The sequence below is a fragment of the Pseudomonas sp. MYb185 genome (assembly GCF_002979975.1).
Lineage (GTDB): Bacteria > Pseudomonadota > Gammaproteobacteria > Pseudomonadales > Pseudomonadaceae > Halopseudomonas.
Genome location: NZ_PCQD01000006.1, coordinates 99,339 through 116,320 on the forward strand (window position 1 = coordinate 99,339; position 16,982 = coordinate 116,320).

12 protein-coding genes are annotated in these 16,982 nt (G+C 63.4%); 3 read left to right on the plus strand and 9 right to left on the minus strand.

The window, feature by feature from the left end:
- Window positions 1-47: 47 nt before the first annotated feature.
- From CQ007_RS11165 to CQ007_RS11200, 8 genes are all read right to left on the minus strand, one after another.
- Window positions 48-1,589, minus strand: a complete 1,542-nt coding sequence (locus CQ007_RS11165; RefSeq protein WP_105645904.1) for an AAA family ATPase — start codon at window positions 1,587-1,589, stop codon at window positions 48-50.
- Window positions 1,586-2,665, minus strand: coding sequence for a 3-dehydroquinate synthase (gene aroB, locus CQ007_RS11170; protein WP_105645905.1), 1,080 nt, complete (start codon window positions 2,663-2,665; stop codon window positions 1,586-1,588). The genes CQ007_RS11165 and aroB overlap by 4 nt, the downstream gene beginning before the upstream one ends.
- Before the next feature lie 64 nt (window positions 2,666-2,729).
- On the minus strand, window positions 2,730-3,245 hold the full coding sequence (gene aroK / locus CQ007_RS11175; RefSeq protein WP_105645906.1) for a shikimate kinase AroK: 516 nt from the start codon (window positions 3,243-3,245) through the stop codon (window positions 2,730-2,732).
- A 5-nt stretch (window positions 3,246-3,250) separates the two neighbouring features.
- Complete coding sequence (gene pilQ, locus CQ007_RS11180; protein WP_105646044.1) at window positions 3,251-5,443, minus strand: type IV pilus secretin PilQ; 2,193 nt, start codon at window positions 5,441-5,443, stop codon at window positions 3,251-3,253.
- 57 nt (window positions 5,444-5,500) lie between these two features.
- Entirely contained in the window at window positions 5,501-6,028 is a 528-nt protein-coding gene (locus tag CQ007_RS11185; RefSeq protein ID WP_256582278.1) for a pilus assembly protein PilP, read from the minus strand.
- Window positions 6,029-6,030: 2 nt separating this feature from the next.
- Entirely contained in the window at window positions 6,031-6,654 is a 624-nt protein-coding gene (locus CQ007_RS11190) for a type 4a pilus biogenesis protein PilO (RefSeq protein ID WP_105645908.1), read from the minus strand.
- Entirely contained in the window at window positions 6,651-7,229 is a 579-nt protein-coding gene (locus tag CQ007_RS11195) for a PilN domain-containing protein (RefSeq protein ID WP_105645909.1), read from the minus strand. Before CQ007_RS11195 ends, CQ007_RS11190 begins: the two co-directional genes overlap by 4 nt.
- Window positions 7,229-8,293 (minus strand): pilus assembly protein PilM, encoded by a 1,065-nt coding sequence (locus CQ007_RS11200; protein ID WP_105645910.1) that lies wholly within the window; start codon window positions 8,291-8,293, stop codon window positions 7,229-7,231. The genes CQ007_RS11195 and CQ007_RS11200 overlap by 1 nt, the downstream gene beginning before the upstream one ends.
- Window positions 8,294-8,478: 185 nt before the next feature.
- Here CQ007_RS11200 and CQ007_RS11205 point away from each other — a divergent pair, with 185 nt between their 5' ends.
- Entirely contained in the window at window positions 8,479-10,878 is a 2,400-nt protein-coding gene (locus CQ007_RS11205) for a penicillin-binding protein 1A (RefSeq protein WP_105645911.1), read from the plus strand.
- Here the strand turns inward: CQ007_RS11205 and CQ007_RS11210 are convergent.
- Window positions 10,836-11,783 (minus strand): LysR family transcriptional regulator, encoded by a 948-nt coding sequence (locus CQ007_RS11210; RefSeq protein WP_105645912.1) that lies wholly within the window; start codon window positions 11,781-11,783, stop codon window positions 10,836-10,838. The two genes, CQ007_RS11205 and CQ007_RS11210, sit on opposite strands and share 43 nt — an antisense overlap.
- A gap of 165 nt (window positions 11,784-11,948) precedes the next feature.
- Here CQ007_RS11210 and CQ007_RS11215 point away from each other — a divergent pair, with 165 nt between their 5' ends.
- A complete protein-coding gene (locus CQ007_RS11215; RefSeq protein WP_105645913.1) occupies window positions 11,949-13,640 on the plus strand; it encodes an AMP-binding protein in 1,692 nt (563 codons plus the stop codon).
- The gene (locus CQ007_RS11220) at window positions 13,640-16,924 is read left to right on the plus strand and encodes a carboxyl transferase domain-containing protein (protein ID WP_105645914.1); all 3,285 of its coding nucleotides are present in this window, start codon (window positions 13,640-13,642) and stop codon (window positions 16,922-16,924) included. Before CQ007_RS11215 ends, CQ007_RS11220 begins: the two co-directional genes overlap by 1 nt.
- Window positions 16,925-16,982: the final 58 nt, after the last annotated feature.

Here is a 16,982-nt window from a genome sequence, read left to right on the forward strand (position 1 = left end):
GATATGATTCTGGTCTCCGCCTTGACAGAGACCAGGGACGGGTCAGCTCAGCGCAGCGATTGCTGAATACTGCCCATACTGCGCGGCCAGGGCTCCAGCTTGCGCAGGGACTCAGGTAACTGGGCAACGCCTTGCTGAGCCTGAGCGCGCCCGGCATAGCGCCCCTGGGTTACCACGAACCAGGGTTTGCCTTCATGCAGGGTCTCGAAATAGCCCATATCGGCGACCCCTGGCTGCGCATTGATGAAGTCCAGTGCCGCCTGGCGTGAACGGGTGCCCAGCAGCTGCAAGGCGTACTCGCTGGCGGCACGCTGGCGATACCAGTCCGCCTGTCGGTAGGCCGTCGCCGCAGCAGGCGCGGTCGGCGCGGTCGCCGCCTGTGCCGCCGGTTCCGGGGTGGATGGGGGCGTACCAGCCGGTGCCGCCGGTGCCACTGGCTCCGGCGCAGCAACCACTGTCGGTGCCTGGACCGGCACAGGTTCAGGCAGGGCGATCGGCTCGGGCAGTTGTCCGCTATCCGTCTCGGGTTGTTCCACCCTCGGCTCGCGGGCCACACTGGTATTCACCAGCGGCTCGGCATCCGGCTCTTCGGCGATGCGCTCCAGAGTGCTGGCCGCCTCGCTGGGCATCTGCAACAGGGGGCCATCCGTTGCGGCATTCGTCACATCCACGGTAGCGACCTGATCGGGCAGGCTGATGACCGTGCGCGTCGGCTCCGGCTCATCGCCTCCCATCATCCAGGCAATAGCCACGCCAACACCGACCAGGACCAGTGCCACCAGCGAGCGCACCGGCAAGGCGGCCTGCCGCTGCCGTGCCGGCCGTACCGGCTCCTCGATTTCCTCCATCATCACCTGCCTGGCCACCCGATTGATCGCGCCGGGCCAACCGCCGCTGTGCTGATGAATCCGGCTGATCTGTTCGTCATCCAGCAATTCGATACCCTGCCCCGCCGCCTCCAGGCGCTGAGCCAGGTAATCACGGGTTTCCTCCAGGGAGAAGGGAGCCAGTTCCACCAGCTGCAGCCAGACCCGGTCGCCGGGCATATCCACCGCCTCCAGGGCCTCGACAATCGACTCCTCGGCGAACAGGAATACCCGGGGAGCAGCCCGGCTATCGGCCTGGCTCAGATCGACCAACAGTTGAATGGCCTCATCCTCCAGGCAGTGCGCATCGTCCACCACCAGATACAGCTGCATGCCGGTGGCATGCAGCTGCTCGGCGCGCTCCAGCAATGCCCGGGTGTCGGCGACATTCAATGCCTGACAGAGCAGTCTGCTCAGCGCGCCGGCATCGGCCTGCTCACGGCCGGAGGTGACGACGCATTGCACCTTGTCCTTGTTGCAACTGGCGACCATCGCCTGGCGCAGCAGGGTCTTGCCGGCACCCGACGGACCAACCACCACCTGCAGCTGTTCGGAAAAATGTGCCATGTGATGCAACTGCGCCAGGACCGGCTTGCGCTTGGGCGTGAAGAAGCGAAAGCCCGGCGTGCGCGCCATGAAAGGGTCATGCTGCAACTGGTAATGAATGAGGTAATCCTCTGTGGTGCTCACGTCGCCCATATCCACGTCCTGTTGCTCGCTCATTGCCCCGTCACCGCCAGCACCGAATTCAATGCCTGCCCGTCAAAGTCCGCCGTCACCACCGCCTCGCCCAGCTGTTTCAACAGCACCAGGCGCAATTGCCCGTCCAGCACCTTCTTGTCCACCGCCATCAAGCGCCTGAAATCCTCGGCGAGCATGCCGTGCGGCGGTGCCACCGGAAGGCCGGCAGCGGCAATCAATGCCACGCAGCGCTGGTGTTCGGCCTCGGTCAGCCAACCCAGGCGGTGCGACAACTCCAGGGCCATGACCATGCCGGTGCCCACCGCCTCGCCATGCAGCCAGTTGCCATAGCCCTGATGCGCTTCAATCGCATGGCCGAAGGTGTGTCCCAGATTGAGGATCGCGCGCACCCCGCCTTCCCGCTCGTCCGCCGCCACCACCTCGGCCTTGATCGCGCAGGATCGCGCAATCGCTTCGGTCACCAGCGACGGTTCCAGCGCACGCAAGGCCGGCATACGCTGTTCCAGCCAAGCGAGGAACTGGCGGTCGCGAATCAGGCCGTACTTGATGATTTCCGCCAACCCCGCGCTGATCTCACGATCCGGCAGGGTACGCAGACTGTCGGTATCGATCAGCACCGCCTTGGGCTGGTAGAAGGCACCGATCATGTTCTTGCCGGCCGGATGGTTGATGCCGGTCTTGCCACCCACCGAGGAATCGACCTGGGACAGCAGCGTAGTGGGGATCTGGATGAAGTCGACTCCGCGCTGGTAGCAGGCGGCGGCAAAACCGGTCATATCGCCGATGACCCCACCACCCAGCGCGATCAATGTGGTACGGCGATCATGCCGTGCCTCGAGCAGGGCATCGAAGATCTGCTGCAGGGTGGACCAGTTCTTGAATGCCTCCCCGGTAGGCAGCACCACCGGCAGCACCCGGTAGTCCGCCAGGGTCTGGCAGAGTCGCGCCAGATAAAGCGGAGCGACGGTATCATCGGTCACGATGCAGACCTGGCGGCCAGCGATATGCGGCGCCAGCAACTCGATCTGCCCGAGCAGGCCGCTGCCTATATGGATGGGGTAACTGCGATCATCGAGATTAACGGTCAATTGCTGCATGGAACTCTCCCTGGGAACCCGGCAAGGATACATCAGTCCCGCAATATCTGCGCACACAGCCGCGTCAGTTCAGCTCTTGCGCCAGTTGGGCCATGATGGTGGTGACGACCACCCTGGGTCCGCGTTGATCCGTATCGATGGTCAGGTGGGCTATTTCACGGTACAGCGGGTCGCGCCGGGCCATCAGCTCGCGCAAGACCTTTTCCGGGTCCGCCGTCTGCAGCAGTGGCCGCTGACGGTCCTTGCCGGTGCGCTGCAGTTGCTGTTCGACGCTGGTGCGCAGATAGACCACCAGACCGTTGTCGGCCAAGGCCCGGCGGTTGGCCTCGCGCATCACCACGCCGCCGCCGGTGGCCAGCACTATGCCGCGCTCCTGTACCAGCTCGGCAATCATGGCTTCTTCGCGTTGACGAAATCCCTCTTCCCCTTCGACATCGAAGATCCACGGAATATCGGCTCCGGTTCTGGCTTCGATTTCCCGGTCTGAATCCTTGAAGGGGTATCTGAGCTCTTTGGCAAGCAGACGCCCGATGGTACTTTTTCCTGCCCCCATCGGGCCAACCAGAAAGACATTACGCAACGCGGTTACCTGGCAAGACTGATAGCTCCATTGTTGATGATGCGCGGAGTCAGGAATATCAGCAGTTCGGTTTTGCTTTCGTAACTGATGTCCCGCCGGAAGGCTCTGCCGACAACCGGCAGGTCCCCGAGGAAGGGTACCTTTTCCTGACTCTTCTGCGACTCACTGGAGAATACACCACCAATCACGATGGTTTCACCATCTGCCACCAGAATCTTGGCATTGACCTCGTTCTTACGGATAGTCGGGACACCATTGACTTCCCTGGTGAAGTCCGGCTCGTCCTTGGTGACGATCACTTCCATGATCACCTGATTGTCCGGAGTGATCTGCGGGGTCACTTCCAGGGACAGTACCGCCTCGGCAAAGGCCGTGGTGGTGGCACCGCTGGAACTGGCTTCCTGATAGGGAATTTCCGAGCCCTTGAGGATCTTCGCGGTTTCCTTGTCCGAGGTGACTACCTTGGGCTGGGAAATGATCTCGCCGTTACCGGTGCTTTCCATGGCCGACAGCTGCAGGTCAAGGATAGTGTTGTCGGTGATGAAACCGATACCGATACCCGAAGTGGCACCCAGCACGCCCATGTCGACGAAGGGGGTGTTGAAGGGAATGGTCGGGTTACCGAAGATGCCGCCGGGATTACGGTAGTTCTCCACATCGTACTCGCCGGTGACCGGATTCTGGCTCATGATCGGATCATCGGTGATGCCAATATTCGAGTTTCCATCATTGCCATAGGCATTGAAGCGACGGCCCAGATTCACGTTACCGCCCCAGCGCACGCCCAGCGCCTTGTCGAAACCGACGTTGGCCTCGACGATGCGCGCCTCGATCATGACCTGGCGCACCGGGATATCCAACTGGGTGACGATACGGCGCAGCTCATCGAGCTTAGCCTGGGTTTCCAGGGCGATAATGCTGTTGGTGCGGTCGTCCACGGTAATCGAGCCGCGTTGCTCACCATCACCGGAGGTAACCGAGGCGAACAGCGTGGCGATATCCGAAGCCTTGGCATAGTTGACCTGGATCAGCTCGCGACGCAGCGGGGCCAGCTCGGCGATCTGCTTCTGCGATTCCAGTTCCTGGCGCTCGCGGGCGGCAATTTCCTCAGCCGGCGCCACCAGCAGCACGTTGCCGATCTGGCGCTTGTCCAGACCCTTGGTCTTGAGCACCAGATCCAGCGCCTGATCCCAGGGCACGTTCTGCAGGCGCAAGGTGATGCTGCCCTGTACGGTATCGCTGGCCACCAGGTTGAGGTCGGTGAAATCGGCGATCAACTGCAGTACCGAACGCACTTCGATGTTCTGGAAGTTCAGCGACAGCTTCTCGCCGTTGTAGGAGAACTCGTCGGCGCGCCGCTGCTCGATCTCGGTACGGGTCATGGGCTTGAAGCTGACGATCAGGCGGCTATCGGCCTGATAGACCAGATGCTCGTAGTAACCGGTCGGCTCGATGCTGATGCTGGCATCCTTGCCGGAGGTACTGGCATTGATGAAGTTGACCGGCGTGGCGAAATCCTTGACGTCCAGGCGTACGCGCAGCTCATCGGGCAGATTGGTATCGGGGAAGCTCAGGCGTACCCGGCCGCCCTGTTCCTGCACATCCACCCGGATGGATGGATCGGACAGATCGACGATGACGTTACCCTCACCCTGCTCGCCGCGCTGGAAATCCAGGCTGCGAATGGCACGACCGCCGCCCACCGCGGCCGGACTGCTGACCGCCGGCTGGTTGTTGCTGCGCCAGTCGCTGCCGCTGGCCGTGGCGGGTGCGCTGCTCACTGCGGCAGGTGCCGGAGCGGCAGCGTAACCCGGCGCACTGTTGGCGCCGACCATGACGAACAGGTTGTTGCCTTCCACCCGGGTGGTATAGGGGGCCAGATCGGTCAGGTTGATGATCAGGCGGGTACGGTCATTGGCTTCGACCACGGTCAGGCTGCGCGCATTGCCCAGGCCCAGCTCACGTGAGCGCTCCCCCAGTTTGTTCTTGACGCCCGGCAGATCGATGGCGATACGCGCCGGCTGATCGATGGTATAGCCTTTCGGCGTGGCGGCCACGGGCTCGTCGAAGGTCAGTTTGAGCTCCACCCGCTCACCGGGCAGCGAAGCCACATCGAGGCGCTGGAGATCGGCGGCAAAGGCCAGCGGGCTGAGCAGCGCAAGCAGCGCTGCGAATGAAAACTTCCTGGTTAGAGGCATTTGATTGCGTTCCACGCGCGACTGTTTACAGTTCATGTTATCTCTCCCTGGTTGACCTTATCCGCGCTCAGGCAAGCTGAGGGTACGCGGTCGCTCCAACCAACCACCTTCACCGTCCGGGACTATCTCGACCACATCGACACGGCCTTCCTCGATGCTGGTGACCCGGCCGTGGTTGCGGCCCAGGTAGTCGCCGATCTTGACTCTATGCACGCTGCCTGCGCCGCGAATGAGCGCCTGCATGCCCTGCTGGTTGCTGAGAATGCCGACCATATCGAAGCCTTCGATATTGAAGCCCTCGAGGAACTGTCTGGCTCGGTTCTCATCTGGCTTGATGTCCTGCGAGCCCTTCTGCCGCTGCGTCAGGTCAATGCGAATCGGCGGCTGAAAGGGGCTGCGCAGGGAGGTGGCGCCGTAGGTGAATGCCTCATACGGCTTGAACCGGGGCAATGGCTCGATCTTCCCTGCCGGACGCGCCCGGGTCTCTTCCATGAATACTTGCAGGTCACTGAAGTCACTGCCGCCACAACCACTCAGCAGCACTGCACCCAGCATCAGCAAACCACCAGCGATGGGTCTGGACATGCTCATTGCTGACCTCCCGCATCGTGGTAACGGTAGGTCCGGGCCAGGATGTTCATCTTCAGCAGGTTGGGATTGCCTTCGCTGACCGGCACGATATCGAAGTCATGCAGCGTCACGATGCGCGGCAGACTGGCCACACTGCTGACGAAGGTGGCGATATCGTGATAATTGCCCTGCACCACGATGCGGATCGGCAGCTCGATGTAGAACTGCTGCGCCACTTCCGGCTGCAGGGTAATGGATTCGAACTCCAGGCCGCTGTTCAGGCCCATCTGGGTGATGTCCTCAAGCAGCCCGGGCACTTCGGTATCGCTGGGCAGTTGCTTGAGCAGGGTACCGAAGCGCTCCTCGATCTCGACCAGCTGTTCCTTGTAGGCTTCCAGGTTGGCCGCCTTGAAGGACTTGTCGGCGAACTCCTTGCGCAGGGTCACTTCCTGGCCTTCGGTGCGCTCCAGTTGGCTCTGCAGGTCCTTGAGGTGGAAGTGGTAGCCGAGGAACAGCAGTACGGCGAACACCAGCATGCCGACGATGACCTTCAGTGCCCCCGGCCAGGAACCTATGTTATTGAAGTCGAGGTCGTTGAGATCGACCTTCTTCAGACTCTCCATGGATTGAGCAAAACTCATTGCTGCTGTTCTCCCTCAGCGGCTGGCGCACCCGGCTCGGTCTGGCGGACCGACATCTCGAATACGTTGGCCTGATCCAATGCTCCCTGGGTGACCGCCTTCACGGCGGTCAGGTTCGGCGTGGTGAGCCAGTCGGAGGCATCCATCTGACGCATCAGGTTGGAGACCCGGCTGTTGGACTCGGCACCACCCTTGATACCGATCACCGGTCCCTTCATGTTGACCGAGGTGAAATACACGCCATCGGGCAGGGTACGAGCCAGTTCGTCGAACACCCGAACGATGATCGGCCGGTTGCCCTGCAGGTCCTGGATGATCTTCATCCGATCGAGCAGCTGCGTGCGCCGGGCCTGCAGCTCTTCGATTTCCTTGATGCGCCCGTCCAGCAGGCGGATTTCCTTGCGCAGGAATTCATTGCGGGCATTCTGCTGATCGATCTTGCCATTCAGGTTGCGGTCGCCGAGAAAGACCAGCAGACCGGCAGCCAGCACGATCAATACCAGGATGGAGAGAAACTGCTTCTTGCGCTCTTCCCTGAGCTGCTCGCGCCAGGGCAACAGGTTAATGCGAGCCATTAGTCGAAACTCCTCATTGCCAGACCACAGGCGATCATCAGTGCGGGTGCGTCATTACTGAGCGCTACCGCATTCACCTTGTTCGAGAGGGTCATGTTTGCAAAGGGGTTGGCCACCAGCGTGGCGGTACCGAGTTTCTGCTGGATCAGCTGGTCCAGCCCCGGAATCGATGCGGTTCCGCCGGCCAGCAGGATGTAGTCGACATCGTTGTACTGGCCGCCGGCGAAGAAGAACTGCAGCGACCGGGACACCTGCTGCACCACCGCATCCTTGAAGGGACCCAGTACCTCGCTTTCGTAGTCGTCGGGCAGGCCACCCTGCTTCTTCGCCAGGCCCGCCTCATCCTGGGACAGGCCGTAGCGGCGCTGGATCTCGTCGGTCAGTTGCTTGCCACCGAACAGCTGTTCGCGGGTATAGATGGTGCGCCCCTGGCTCAATACGCTGAGCGTCATCATGGTGGCACCGATATCGATCACCGCGATGGTCAGCTCGTTGGGGTCGCCGCTGAGCTGGTCGACCACCAGCTCGCAGGCGCGCTCCATGGCGTAGGCCTCGACCTCGACCACCTTGACGTCGACCCCGGCCAGCGCCAGCGCCGCCTCGCGGATATCGACGTTTTCCCGGCGACAGGCCGCCAGCAGTACCTCGACCCGATCCGGGTTGCGTGGTGAGACGCCCTGGACTTCGAAATCGATGGACACTTCGTCGAGCGGATAGGGGATGTACTGATCGGCTTCGAGCTTGATCTGCTCTTCCATCTCGTCGTCATCGAGACCGGCATCCATCTCGATGATCTTGGTGATCACCGCGGAACCGGCCACCGCCACCGCCGCCTGTTTCAGCGAGGTACGCGAGCGCGCCAGAACCTTTTCCAGGGTCTGGCCCACACCTTCGAGTTCGATGATATTCTTTTCCGCCACGGCACCGGCGGGTAGTGGTTCAACCGCGTACGCTTCTACCTTGTAGCGGTTTCCTGATCGGCTGAGTTCCAGTAGTTTCACCGTGGTGGAACTGATATCGATACCCAGCAGCGTATTCGTTTTTTTCCTGAGGAGCCCTAGCACAGCCAATTTCCTATCAGCATCCACCACTTACGGGTGGTTTATATTTGACCACATTAAATAACAGTCCTTGTTCCAGCGCAAATGGCTAAAGGGAAAAAAATACGCTTATAATGCGGACTGTTAACCCGTTCTCAACACCATCTCCCATCAACTGCTTTATTCAACCGGGAAATGATCAATCCCTCATGCGTTTTCTAATCATTCTGTTCTGGTTGCTGGTCGCCGCAGCAAGTGGTCCGCTACTCATCCTCAGTGGCGTCGCCCTGTATCTCAGCCCGGCTCTACCCGATGTAGATACACTGCGTGATGTCAAATTGCAAACTCCTTTGCGAGTTTACAGCAAAGATCACAAACTGATCGCAGAGTTCGGCGAAATGCGCCGTCTGCCGATCAGCTTCGAACAGATTCCCCAGGGTTTCATCGACGCCATTCTGGCGGCTGAAGATGACAACTTCCTGCATCACCATGGGGTCGACCCCAAGAGCCTGTTGCGCGCCACCTCCGAACTGCTCAGCACCGGGCAGATCCAGACCGGCGGCAGCACCATTACCATGCAGGTGGCGAAGAACTATTTCCTGACCAGCGACCGGGTGTTTTCCCGCAAGCTCAACGAGATCCTGCTGGCGCTGCAGATCGAGCGCAATCTGAGCAAGCGGGAGATCTTCGAGCTGTATGTGAACAAGATCTACCTGGGCAACCGCGCCTATGGCATCGAGGCGGCGGCACATGTGTATTACGGCAAGCCGATCGCCGAGCTGCCGCTGGCCGAACTGGCGATGATCGCCGGCCTGCCCAAGGCGCCATCCGCCTACAACCCGGTCGCCAACCCCGAGCGCGCACGTATCCGCCGCGACTGGATCCTGCAACGCATGCTGTATCTGGGCAGCATCGACCAGGCCACCTATGAAGAGGCGATCGCCAGTCCGGTCACCGCTCGCAACCATGGCGCCAATCCGGAGCTGGAAGCACCCTATGTGGCCGAGATGGCCCGCCTGGAAATGCTCGAGCGGTTCGGCCCCGCGGCCTATACCGATGGTTACCATGTCTATACCACCGTGGACAGCCACCTGCAGACCCTGGCCAACCAGGCCCTGCGCGACGGCCTGATCGAATATGACCAGCGCCACGGTTACCGCGGCCCGGAGGCACGCCATCCGGACGCCGACCCCGCGCAATTGGCCAACCTGCTCAAGCCCTACCGCGGCATGGGCGGCCTGCGCCCGGCGATCGTCAGCGAGGTTGGCGCGGATACGGTGACCATCCTGCTGCGCAATGGTGACAGCGGCAGCATCGGCTGGGAGGCCATGCGCTGGGCGCGTCCCTATCTGGGCGTGAACAGCATGGGGCCCAATCCACGCAAGCCGGCCGATGTGCTGCAGCGCGGCGATATCATCCGCGTCCAGCCGCTGGACGAGGCTGGCCAGTTCAAGCTGGTGCAACTGCCCGAGGCGCAGAGCGCGCTGGTAACGGTGTCTCCCCAGGACGGCAGCATCCAGGCGCTGACCGGCGGCTTCTCCTTCGTGCAGAGCAATTACAACCGGGTGACCCAGGCGCGGCGCCAGCCCGGCTCGGCGTTCAAGCCGTTTCTCTACAGCGCGGCACTGGATCATGGCTATACCCCCGCCAGCCTGATCAACGACGCCCCGCTGGTGTTCAATGACGGCCACCAGAGCGAGGATTGGCGGCCACGCAATTCCGGCGGCGACTTCCTCGGTCCGATCCGCCTGCGCGAGGCCCTGTACCGCTCGCGCAACCTGGTATCCATTCGCCTGATGATGGACCTGGGCGTGGATGAGGCGCTGACCTATATCGAGCGCTTCGGCTTCAACCGCAGCGACCTGCCGCGCCACCTGTCCTCGTCACTGGGCACACCGGAACTGACGCCGCTGCAGATGGCTGCGGCCTATGCGGTCATCGCCAATGGCGGACATGCGATCGAGCCCTGGCTGATCGAGCGCATCGAGAACAGCGAGCAGCAGGTGATCGACTTCACCCGTCCGACAGTCACCCCGGAGGCGGTGGTCGCCCAGCAGCAACGCATCGACGCCTATGCCGGCCTGACTCCCGGCCAGGCGACGCCGTCGGTCGAGACCGCCGAACAGATCATCGACCCGCGTACCACCTATCAGTTGAACAGCATGCTGCAGGATGTCATCACCCGCGGCACCGCCTCCCGCGCCCGGGCCCTGCAGCGGGGCGACCTGGCCGGCAAGACCGGTACCACCAACGACCAGAAGGACGGCTGGTTCGCCGGCTACAATGGCGACTACGTGACCACCGTCTGGGTCGGCTTCGACCAGCCGGCACCACTGGGCCGGCGCGAGTATGGCGGCACCACCGCGCTGCCGATCTGGATGCGCTTCATGGCCGCCGCGCTGGAGGACCTGCCGGAGCACAGCCAACCGCAGCCCGAAGGGCTGGTGACGACCCGCATCGATCCGCAGACCGGCCGCAGCGCCCGACCGGGCACGCCCGGCGCCTTCCTGGAAATTTTCAAGGAAGAGGACATGCCACCGCCCTACAGCGAACTGGAAGCCGGCGGCTATAGCAGCGACGATGCACTGACCCCACTGGAGCTGTTCTGAGTCAGCGTCAGTATCTGCTGGCGCAACCAGTGATTGGCCAGATCATGCTCGACATCCTCGTGCCAGTAGATACTCAGTCCCATCTCGGGAAGGGGCAACGGCATATTCAGCAATCGATTCCCTAACGCCGGGTTCAACTGCTCGGCTTGTGCGCGCGACATGGTCAGCAGCAGATCACTGCCCGCCACCACCTGGCTTGCGGCCAGATAGTTCTGGCATCGTTGCACCACATTGCGGGTCAGCCCCAGGTGCCGCATCGCCAGATCCTCGAAGGACAACCCACGCCGCCAGGAAGCAACGGCAATATGCTCGGCTGCCAGGTAGCGTTCAGCTGTCAGTTCCCCCTCAAACCGCGCATTCGCCATCACACACAGCTGCGCATTGGCCAAGTGTGTCTGGCGCAGCGGTGCTGCCGCTGGACGAGCGATCTGTATGGCCAGATCAATACGTCCGGCCGACATTTCCAGTGGCAGCTCGTTCCAGCGCACCCCTGCGGTATGTATGCGGCAGTACGGCGCCATCGCCCGCATATGCAGGAACAGGGCGGGCAGGACCACCGGTTCCAGTTGCTCCGGCAGACTCAGCGTGAAAGTACGCCTATCGGTAGCCGGATCGAACTGCTGCAACCTGCCGATCCCCTGCTGCAGACGCTCCAGGCTATCGAGAATCGCCGGCGCCATACGCAGCGCCATCACGGTAGGTGCGACTCCCCTGCCCTCCCGCACGAACAGCGGATCGGCAAAGTGCTCACGCAGGCGTGATAACGCATGGCTCACCGCCGACTGGCTGACATGCAGTACAGCCGCAGCACGAGTCAGGCTACGCTCCCGATAGACCACCTCGAATATGCGAAACAGGTTCAGATCGATACGACTCAATGATGGCGATATATTCTTCTCATTCATGTCTGAATGCGGGGCTCGGCATATTTCGGACAGGCAGTATATACCTGCCAGCAAATCATGAGGATTGTTCATACTTGCGGATGAATAAACATCGCTTCCCCGGAGTCTGACCGCCCCTTAACCTGACCACATTCCCCAGAACAAGACCAAGACAGGAAGCACAAGATGTCGGAACAGGCTTATCTGCAAAAGCTCGCAACCCTGCAACAGGCAGTCTGGCCCTCCGGCCACGCCAGCGAGCCCCAGTACCCGCTGGGCCAGCGCCCCCTGACCCACTACCTGCGGCACTGGGCCCGGAGCACGCCCGACAAGCCGGCGGTGCGCTTCTACGGCCACGACCTCAGCTATGCCGAGCTGGATGACCTGAGCGACCGCTTTGCCGCCCTGCTGCTGCAGCGCGGCGTGCAAGCCGGGGATCGGGTGGCGGTATACATGCCCAATTGCCCCCATATGCATATCGTGTTCTACGGCATTCTCAAGGCCGGTGCCGTGCACTGCCCGGTCAGCCCGATGGCGATGCCGATGGAGCTGGCCTACCAGCTCAAGGACAGCGGCTCCCGGGTCATCGTCTGCTTCGACCAATTGCTCCCGGTGGTGCGCCAGGTGGCTGAGGAGTGCCAGCTGCAGCTGTTGATCAGCACCAGCCTGTCCGAGCTGTGCCCGGCCGAACCACCCTTTGCCGCGCCGGATCTGCTACGGGCACCCAAGCTGCCGATCAGCGACAGTCTCGACCTGCTGCCCGCGCTGGCCGCTACCCAGCCACGCAGCGACCTGCCGGAGCCGGCGCTGGAGGCCATCGCCGCGCTCAACTACACCGGCGGCACCACCGGCCTGCCCAAGGGCTGCGTCCATACCCATGGCGACATGCTCTATACCTGCGCCAGCTTCCTGCCCGCCGCGCTGGGCCTGGACAGCGAGCGGGTCAGCCTGAACTTCATGCCCGAGTTCTGGATCGCCGGGGAAAACGCCGGGCTGCTGTTCCCGGTCTTCGGTGGCACCACCCTGGTGCTGCTGGCCCGCTGGGACGCACTGGCATTCATGGGCGCAGTGCAGCACTACCGGGTCCAGCATAGTGGCCTGCTGGTCGACAGCGCCGCGGAGATCCTCGATCACCCGCAGCGCGATGCCTTCGATCTCAGCTCGCTGGAGGTCACCAGTTGCGTATCCTTCATCAAGAAACTGACCCCCGAATACCGTCGCCGCTGGCGTGAGCTGACCGGCTGCACGCTGTTCGAGACCAGCTTCGGCATGACCGAGACCCATACCTGCGACACCTTCACCGCCGGGCTGCAGGCAGATGACTTCGACCTCAAGTCGGCCCCCACCTTCGTCGGCCTGCCGGTGCCCGGCACCGAGTTCAAGGTCTGCGATTTCGACAGCGGAGAGCTGCTGCCGCTGGGCAGCGAGGGCGAGCTGTGCGTACGCTCGCCTTCGTTGTTCAAAGGCTACTGGAACAAACCCGAGGCCAGTGCCGAGGCACTACGCGATGGCTGGCTGCATACCGGCGACAGCGGCGTGATCACCGAACAGGGCTTCATCCGCTACCTCGGGCGGCGCAAGGAAATGCTCAAGGTCAATGGCATGAGCGTATTCCCCAGCGAGCTGGAAGCCATGCTCGGCCAGCATCCGGCGATCCTCGCCTCGGCGGTGATCGGTCGGCCGGACAAGCGGCGCGGCGAGCTGCCGGTAGCCTTTGTCATCGCCAAGCCCGGTAGCGGGCTGACGGTGGACAGCCTGACCGACTGGTGCCGCCAGGCCATGGCGGTATACAAGCTCCCGCAGGTACGGCTGGTCGAATCACTGCCGATGACCGCCACCGGCAAGGTGAAGAAGAACGAACTCAAGGAATGGATCTGATGCCCTTCAAACGACTGCTGATCGCCAACCGTGGCGAGATCGCCATCCGCCTGGCACGGGCCGCGGCGGAACTGGATATCCCCAGCCTGGCGGTGTATTCCGAGGATGACGCCGAGTCGCTGCACCGGCGCAAGGCCGATGCCGCGGTCGCCCTGCATGGGCGCGGCGCGCCGGCCTATCTGGACGCCGCGCAGTTGATCGGCATAGCCCGGGAGCATGGCTGCGACGCCATCCACCCCGGATACGGCTTTCTCAGCGAAAACGCCGAGTTCGCCCGCCAGTGCGCCGCCAACGGCATCACCTTCATCGGCCCGGATGCCGGCGTGCTGGCGCTGTTCGGTGACAAGGCCAGCGCCCGGCGACTGGCCATGGAGCACGGCGTGCCGCTGGTGCAGGGCACCAACCAGCCGACCAGCCTGCAGCAGGCCAGCGCCTTTGTCGCCGAACTGCCGGCGGGGACACCGGTCATGCTCAAGGCGCTGGCTGGCGGTGGTGGCCGCGGCATGCGCGTGGTGCAGGGGCCGGATGAACTGGAGCAGGCCTTCGCCCGTTGCAGTTCCGAGGCCCAGGCCGCGTTCGGCAATGGCGACCTGTATATCGAGCGACTGATCCGCCGTGCCCGGCATATCGAGGTGCAGGTCATCGGTGATGGACATGCTGTCAGCCACCTGTGGGAGCGCGACTGCACCCTGCAGCGACGGCATCAGAAGTTGCTGGAAGTGGCGCCCGCCCCCGACCTCGATCCGCAATTGCGCCAGCGCCTGCTGGACGCCGCACTGACCCTGACTGGCGCGGTCAGCTATCGCGGCCTGTGTACCGTGGAATTCCTGCTCGACGCCGACAGCGGCGAGTTCGTGTTCATGGAGGCCAACCCGCGCATCCAGGTCGAACATACCGTCACCGAGGCGATCACCGGGCTGGATCTGGCGCAACTGCAGATTCGCCTGGCCGCCGGTGCCAGCCTGGCAGAACTGGGCCTGAGCCAGGCCGAGATTCCCGCTCCCCGGGGCTTTGCCGTACAGCTGCGCATCAATCTGGAAGCCATGCAGGCCGACGGCAGCGCCCGCCCCAGCGGCGGCACCCTGAGCGCCTGCGAAGCCCCCGGCGGGCACGGCGTGCGGGTCGATGGCTATGGCTACAGCGGCTACACCACCAACCCCGCCTTCGACTCGCTGCTGGCCAAGCTGATCGTGCATGCCGATGCCGACTACCCGGCGGTGTTGCGCCGCGCCTACCGGGCGCTGTGCGAATTCCGCCTGGAGGGCGTGACCAGCAACCTGCACTTCCTGCAGAACCTGCTGCAACACCCGGATGTGCAGGCCAACCAGGTCACCACCGGCTTTATCGAAGCCCATGCGGCGGCCCTGGTCGGCGCCAGCGGCCAGGCGCATCCGCATCTGTATGCCCAGGGCAGTGCCACGGCGCAGCACAGCAGCCAGGCCCAGCAACTGGCCCCCTCCGGCAGCCAGCCGCTGAATACCCCGGTGCAGGGGGTGCTGGTCAGCCTCGATGTACAACCCGGTGACAATGTAGCCGCCGGCCAGCAGGTCGCGGTGCTGGAAGCGATGAAGATGGAGTTCGTGGTCAAGGCCGACTGCAGCGGCGTTATCCGCACGCTGGCCGCCAGCCCAGGCGATAACCTGTTCGAAGGCAGCCCGCTGCTGTTTATCGAACCGACCGGGGAGGCCGGCAGCCAGCAGCTCAGTGAAGAGCAGATCGACCTGGAGCATATCCGCGCCGATCTGCAGGAAGTACTCGAGCGTCAGGCCCAGTTGACCGATGCCCAGCGCCCGGAAGCGGTCGCCCGGCGGCGCAGGACCGACCAGCGTACCGCCCGGGAGAATCTCGCCGAGCTGCTGGACGAGGGCAGTTTCATGGAGTACGGCGGCTTCGCCCTGGCCGCCCAGCGCACCCGCCGTAGTCACGAGGAACTGCTGAAAATGAGCCCGGCGGATGGCCTGATCGCCGGTATCGGCACGGTCAACGCCGGGCAGTTCGGTGCCGAGGCCGCCCGCTGCATGGCCATGAGTTACGACTACACGGTGTTCGCCGGCACCCAGGGGGTGATGAACCACAAGAAGACCGACCGCATGCTGGAGCTGGCCGAACAGTGGCGCCTGCCACTGGTGTTCTTCACCGAGGGCGGCGGCGGTCGCCCCGGCGATGTGGACAAGGTCGGCGTGGCCGGTCTGGACTGCACCACCTTCATGCGCATGGCCCGGCTCAGCGGCCAGGTGCCGCTGGTTGGCGTGGTCTCCGGGCGCTGCTTTGCCGGTAACGCCGCCCTGCTCGGCTGCTGCGACGTGATCATTGCCACCCGCAACGCCAGCATCGGCATGGCCGGCCCGGCGATGATCGAGGGCGGCGGGCTCGGCAGCTATACCCCGGAAGAGGTCGGCCCGACCAGCATCCAGGGGCCCAATGGGGTGATCGATGTGCTGGTGGAGGACGAAGCCGAGGCTACCCGTGTGGCCAGGCAGTACCTGGCCTACTTCCAGGGTGACCTGCCCGGCGGTGACTGCGCCGACCAGCGCCTGCTGCGCCATCTGATCCCGGAAAATCGCCTGCGGGTGTACGACATCCGCGAGGTCATCGCCACGCTGGCCGACACCGATTCGGTACTGGAGCTGCGCCGCCAGTTCGCCCCCGGCCTGATCACCGCACTGATCCGCATCGGTGGCAAGCCGTTCGGCCTGATCGCCAACAACCCCATGCACTTGGGCGGCGCCATCGACGCCGTCGCCGGCGACAAGGCCGCGCGTTTCATGCAGCTGTGCCAGGCCCATGGCCTGCCGATGGTGTCACTGTGCGATACCCCCGGCTTCATGGTCGGCCCGGAGTCCGAGCAGCAGGCCACGGTGCGGCATGTCTCGCGCATGTTCGTCACCGCCGCCAGCCTGAGCATTCCGTTCTTCACCGTGGTGCTGCGCAAGGGCTACGGGCTCGGCGCCCAGGCCATGGCCGCCGGCAGCTTCCATGCACCGATGTTCACCATCGGCTGGCCGAGCAGCGAGTTCGGCGCCATGGGGCTGGAAGGCGCGGTGCGGCTGGGCTTTGCCAAGGAACTGGCAGCCCTGGAAGACCCCGCCGAGCAGAAGGCGCTGTTCGACCGGCTGGTCGGTGAGCTGTATGCGCGGGGCAAGGGCCTGAGCATGGCCAGCTTCCTGGAGATAGACGCGGTGATCGACCCACTGGAAACTCGCGACTGGCTGCTGCGCGGGCTCAGCTCGGCGCCGCCGGAGTCGCTGCAGCGGGGGATGCGGCACTTTATCGATACCTGGTAGTCACGGGGTGTAGCGCGCCTGCGCTACGCCGACGATATCCGCAGCAACAAACCCGTCG

What these genes read in the sequence shown, in the direction of transcription:
- CQ007_RS11165 (WP_105645904.1), bottom strand. Translation starts at nt 1,589, where the DNA reads ATGAGCGAGCAACAGGACGTGGATATGGGCGACGTGAGCACCACAGAG.
- aroB (WP_105645905.1), bottom strand. Translation starts at nt 2,665, where the DNA reads ATGCAGCAATTGACCGTTAATCTCGATGATCGCAGTTACCCCATCCAT.
- pilQ (WP_105646044.1), bottom strand. Translation starts at nt 5,443, where the DNA reads ATGCCTCTAACCAGGAAGTTTTCATTCGCAGCGCTGCTTGCGCTGCTC.
- CQ007_RS11185 (WP_256582278.1), bottom strand. Translation starts at nt 6,028, where the DNA reads ATGTCCAGACCCATCGCTGGTGGTTTGCTGATGCTGGGTGCAGTGCTG.
- CQ007_RS11190 (WP_105645908.1), bottom strand. Translation starts at nt 6,654, where the DNA reads ATGAGTTTTGCTCAATCCATGGAGAGTCTGAAGAAGGTCGATCTCAAC.
- CQ007_RS11195 (WP_105645909.1), bottom strand. Translation starts at nt 7,229, where the DNA reads ATGGCTCGCATTAACCTGTTGCCCTGGCGCGAGCAGCTCAGGGAAGAG.
- CQ007_RS11205 (WP_105645911.1), top strand. Translation starts at nt 8,479, where the DNA reads ATGCGTTTTCTAATCATTCTGTTCTGGTTGCTGGTCGCCGCAGCAAGT.
- CQ007_RS11210 (WP_105645912.1), bottom strand. Translation starts at nt 11,783, where the DNA reads ATGAATGAGAAGAATATATCGCCATCATTGAGTCGTATCGATCTGAAC.
- CQ007_RS11215 (WP_105645913.1), top strand. Translation starts at nt 11,949, where the DNA reads ATGTCGGAACAGGCTTATCTGCAAAAGCTCGCAACCCTGCAACAGGCA.
- CQ007_RS11220 (WP_105645914.1), top strand. Translation starts at nt 13,640, where the DNA reads ATGCCCTTCAAACGACTGCTGATCGCCAACCGTGGCGAGATCGCCATC.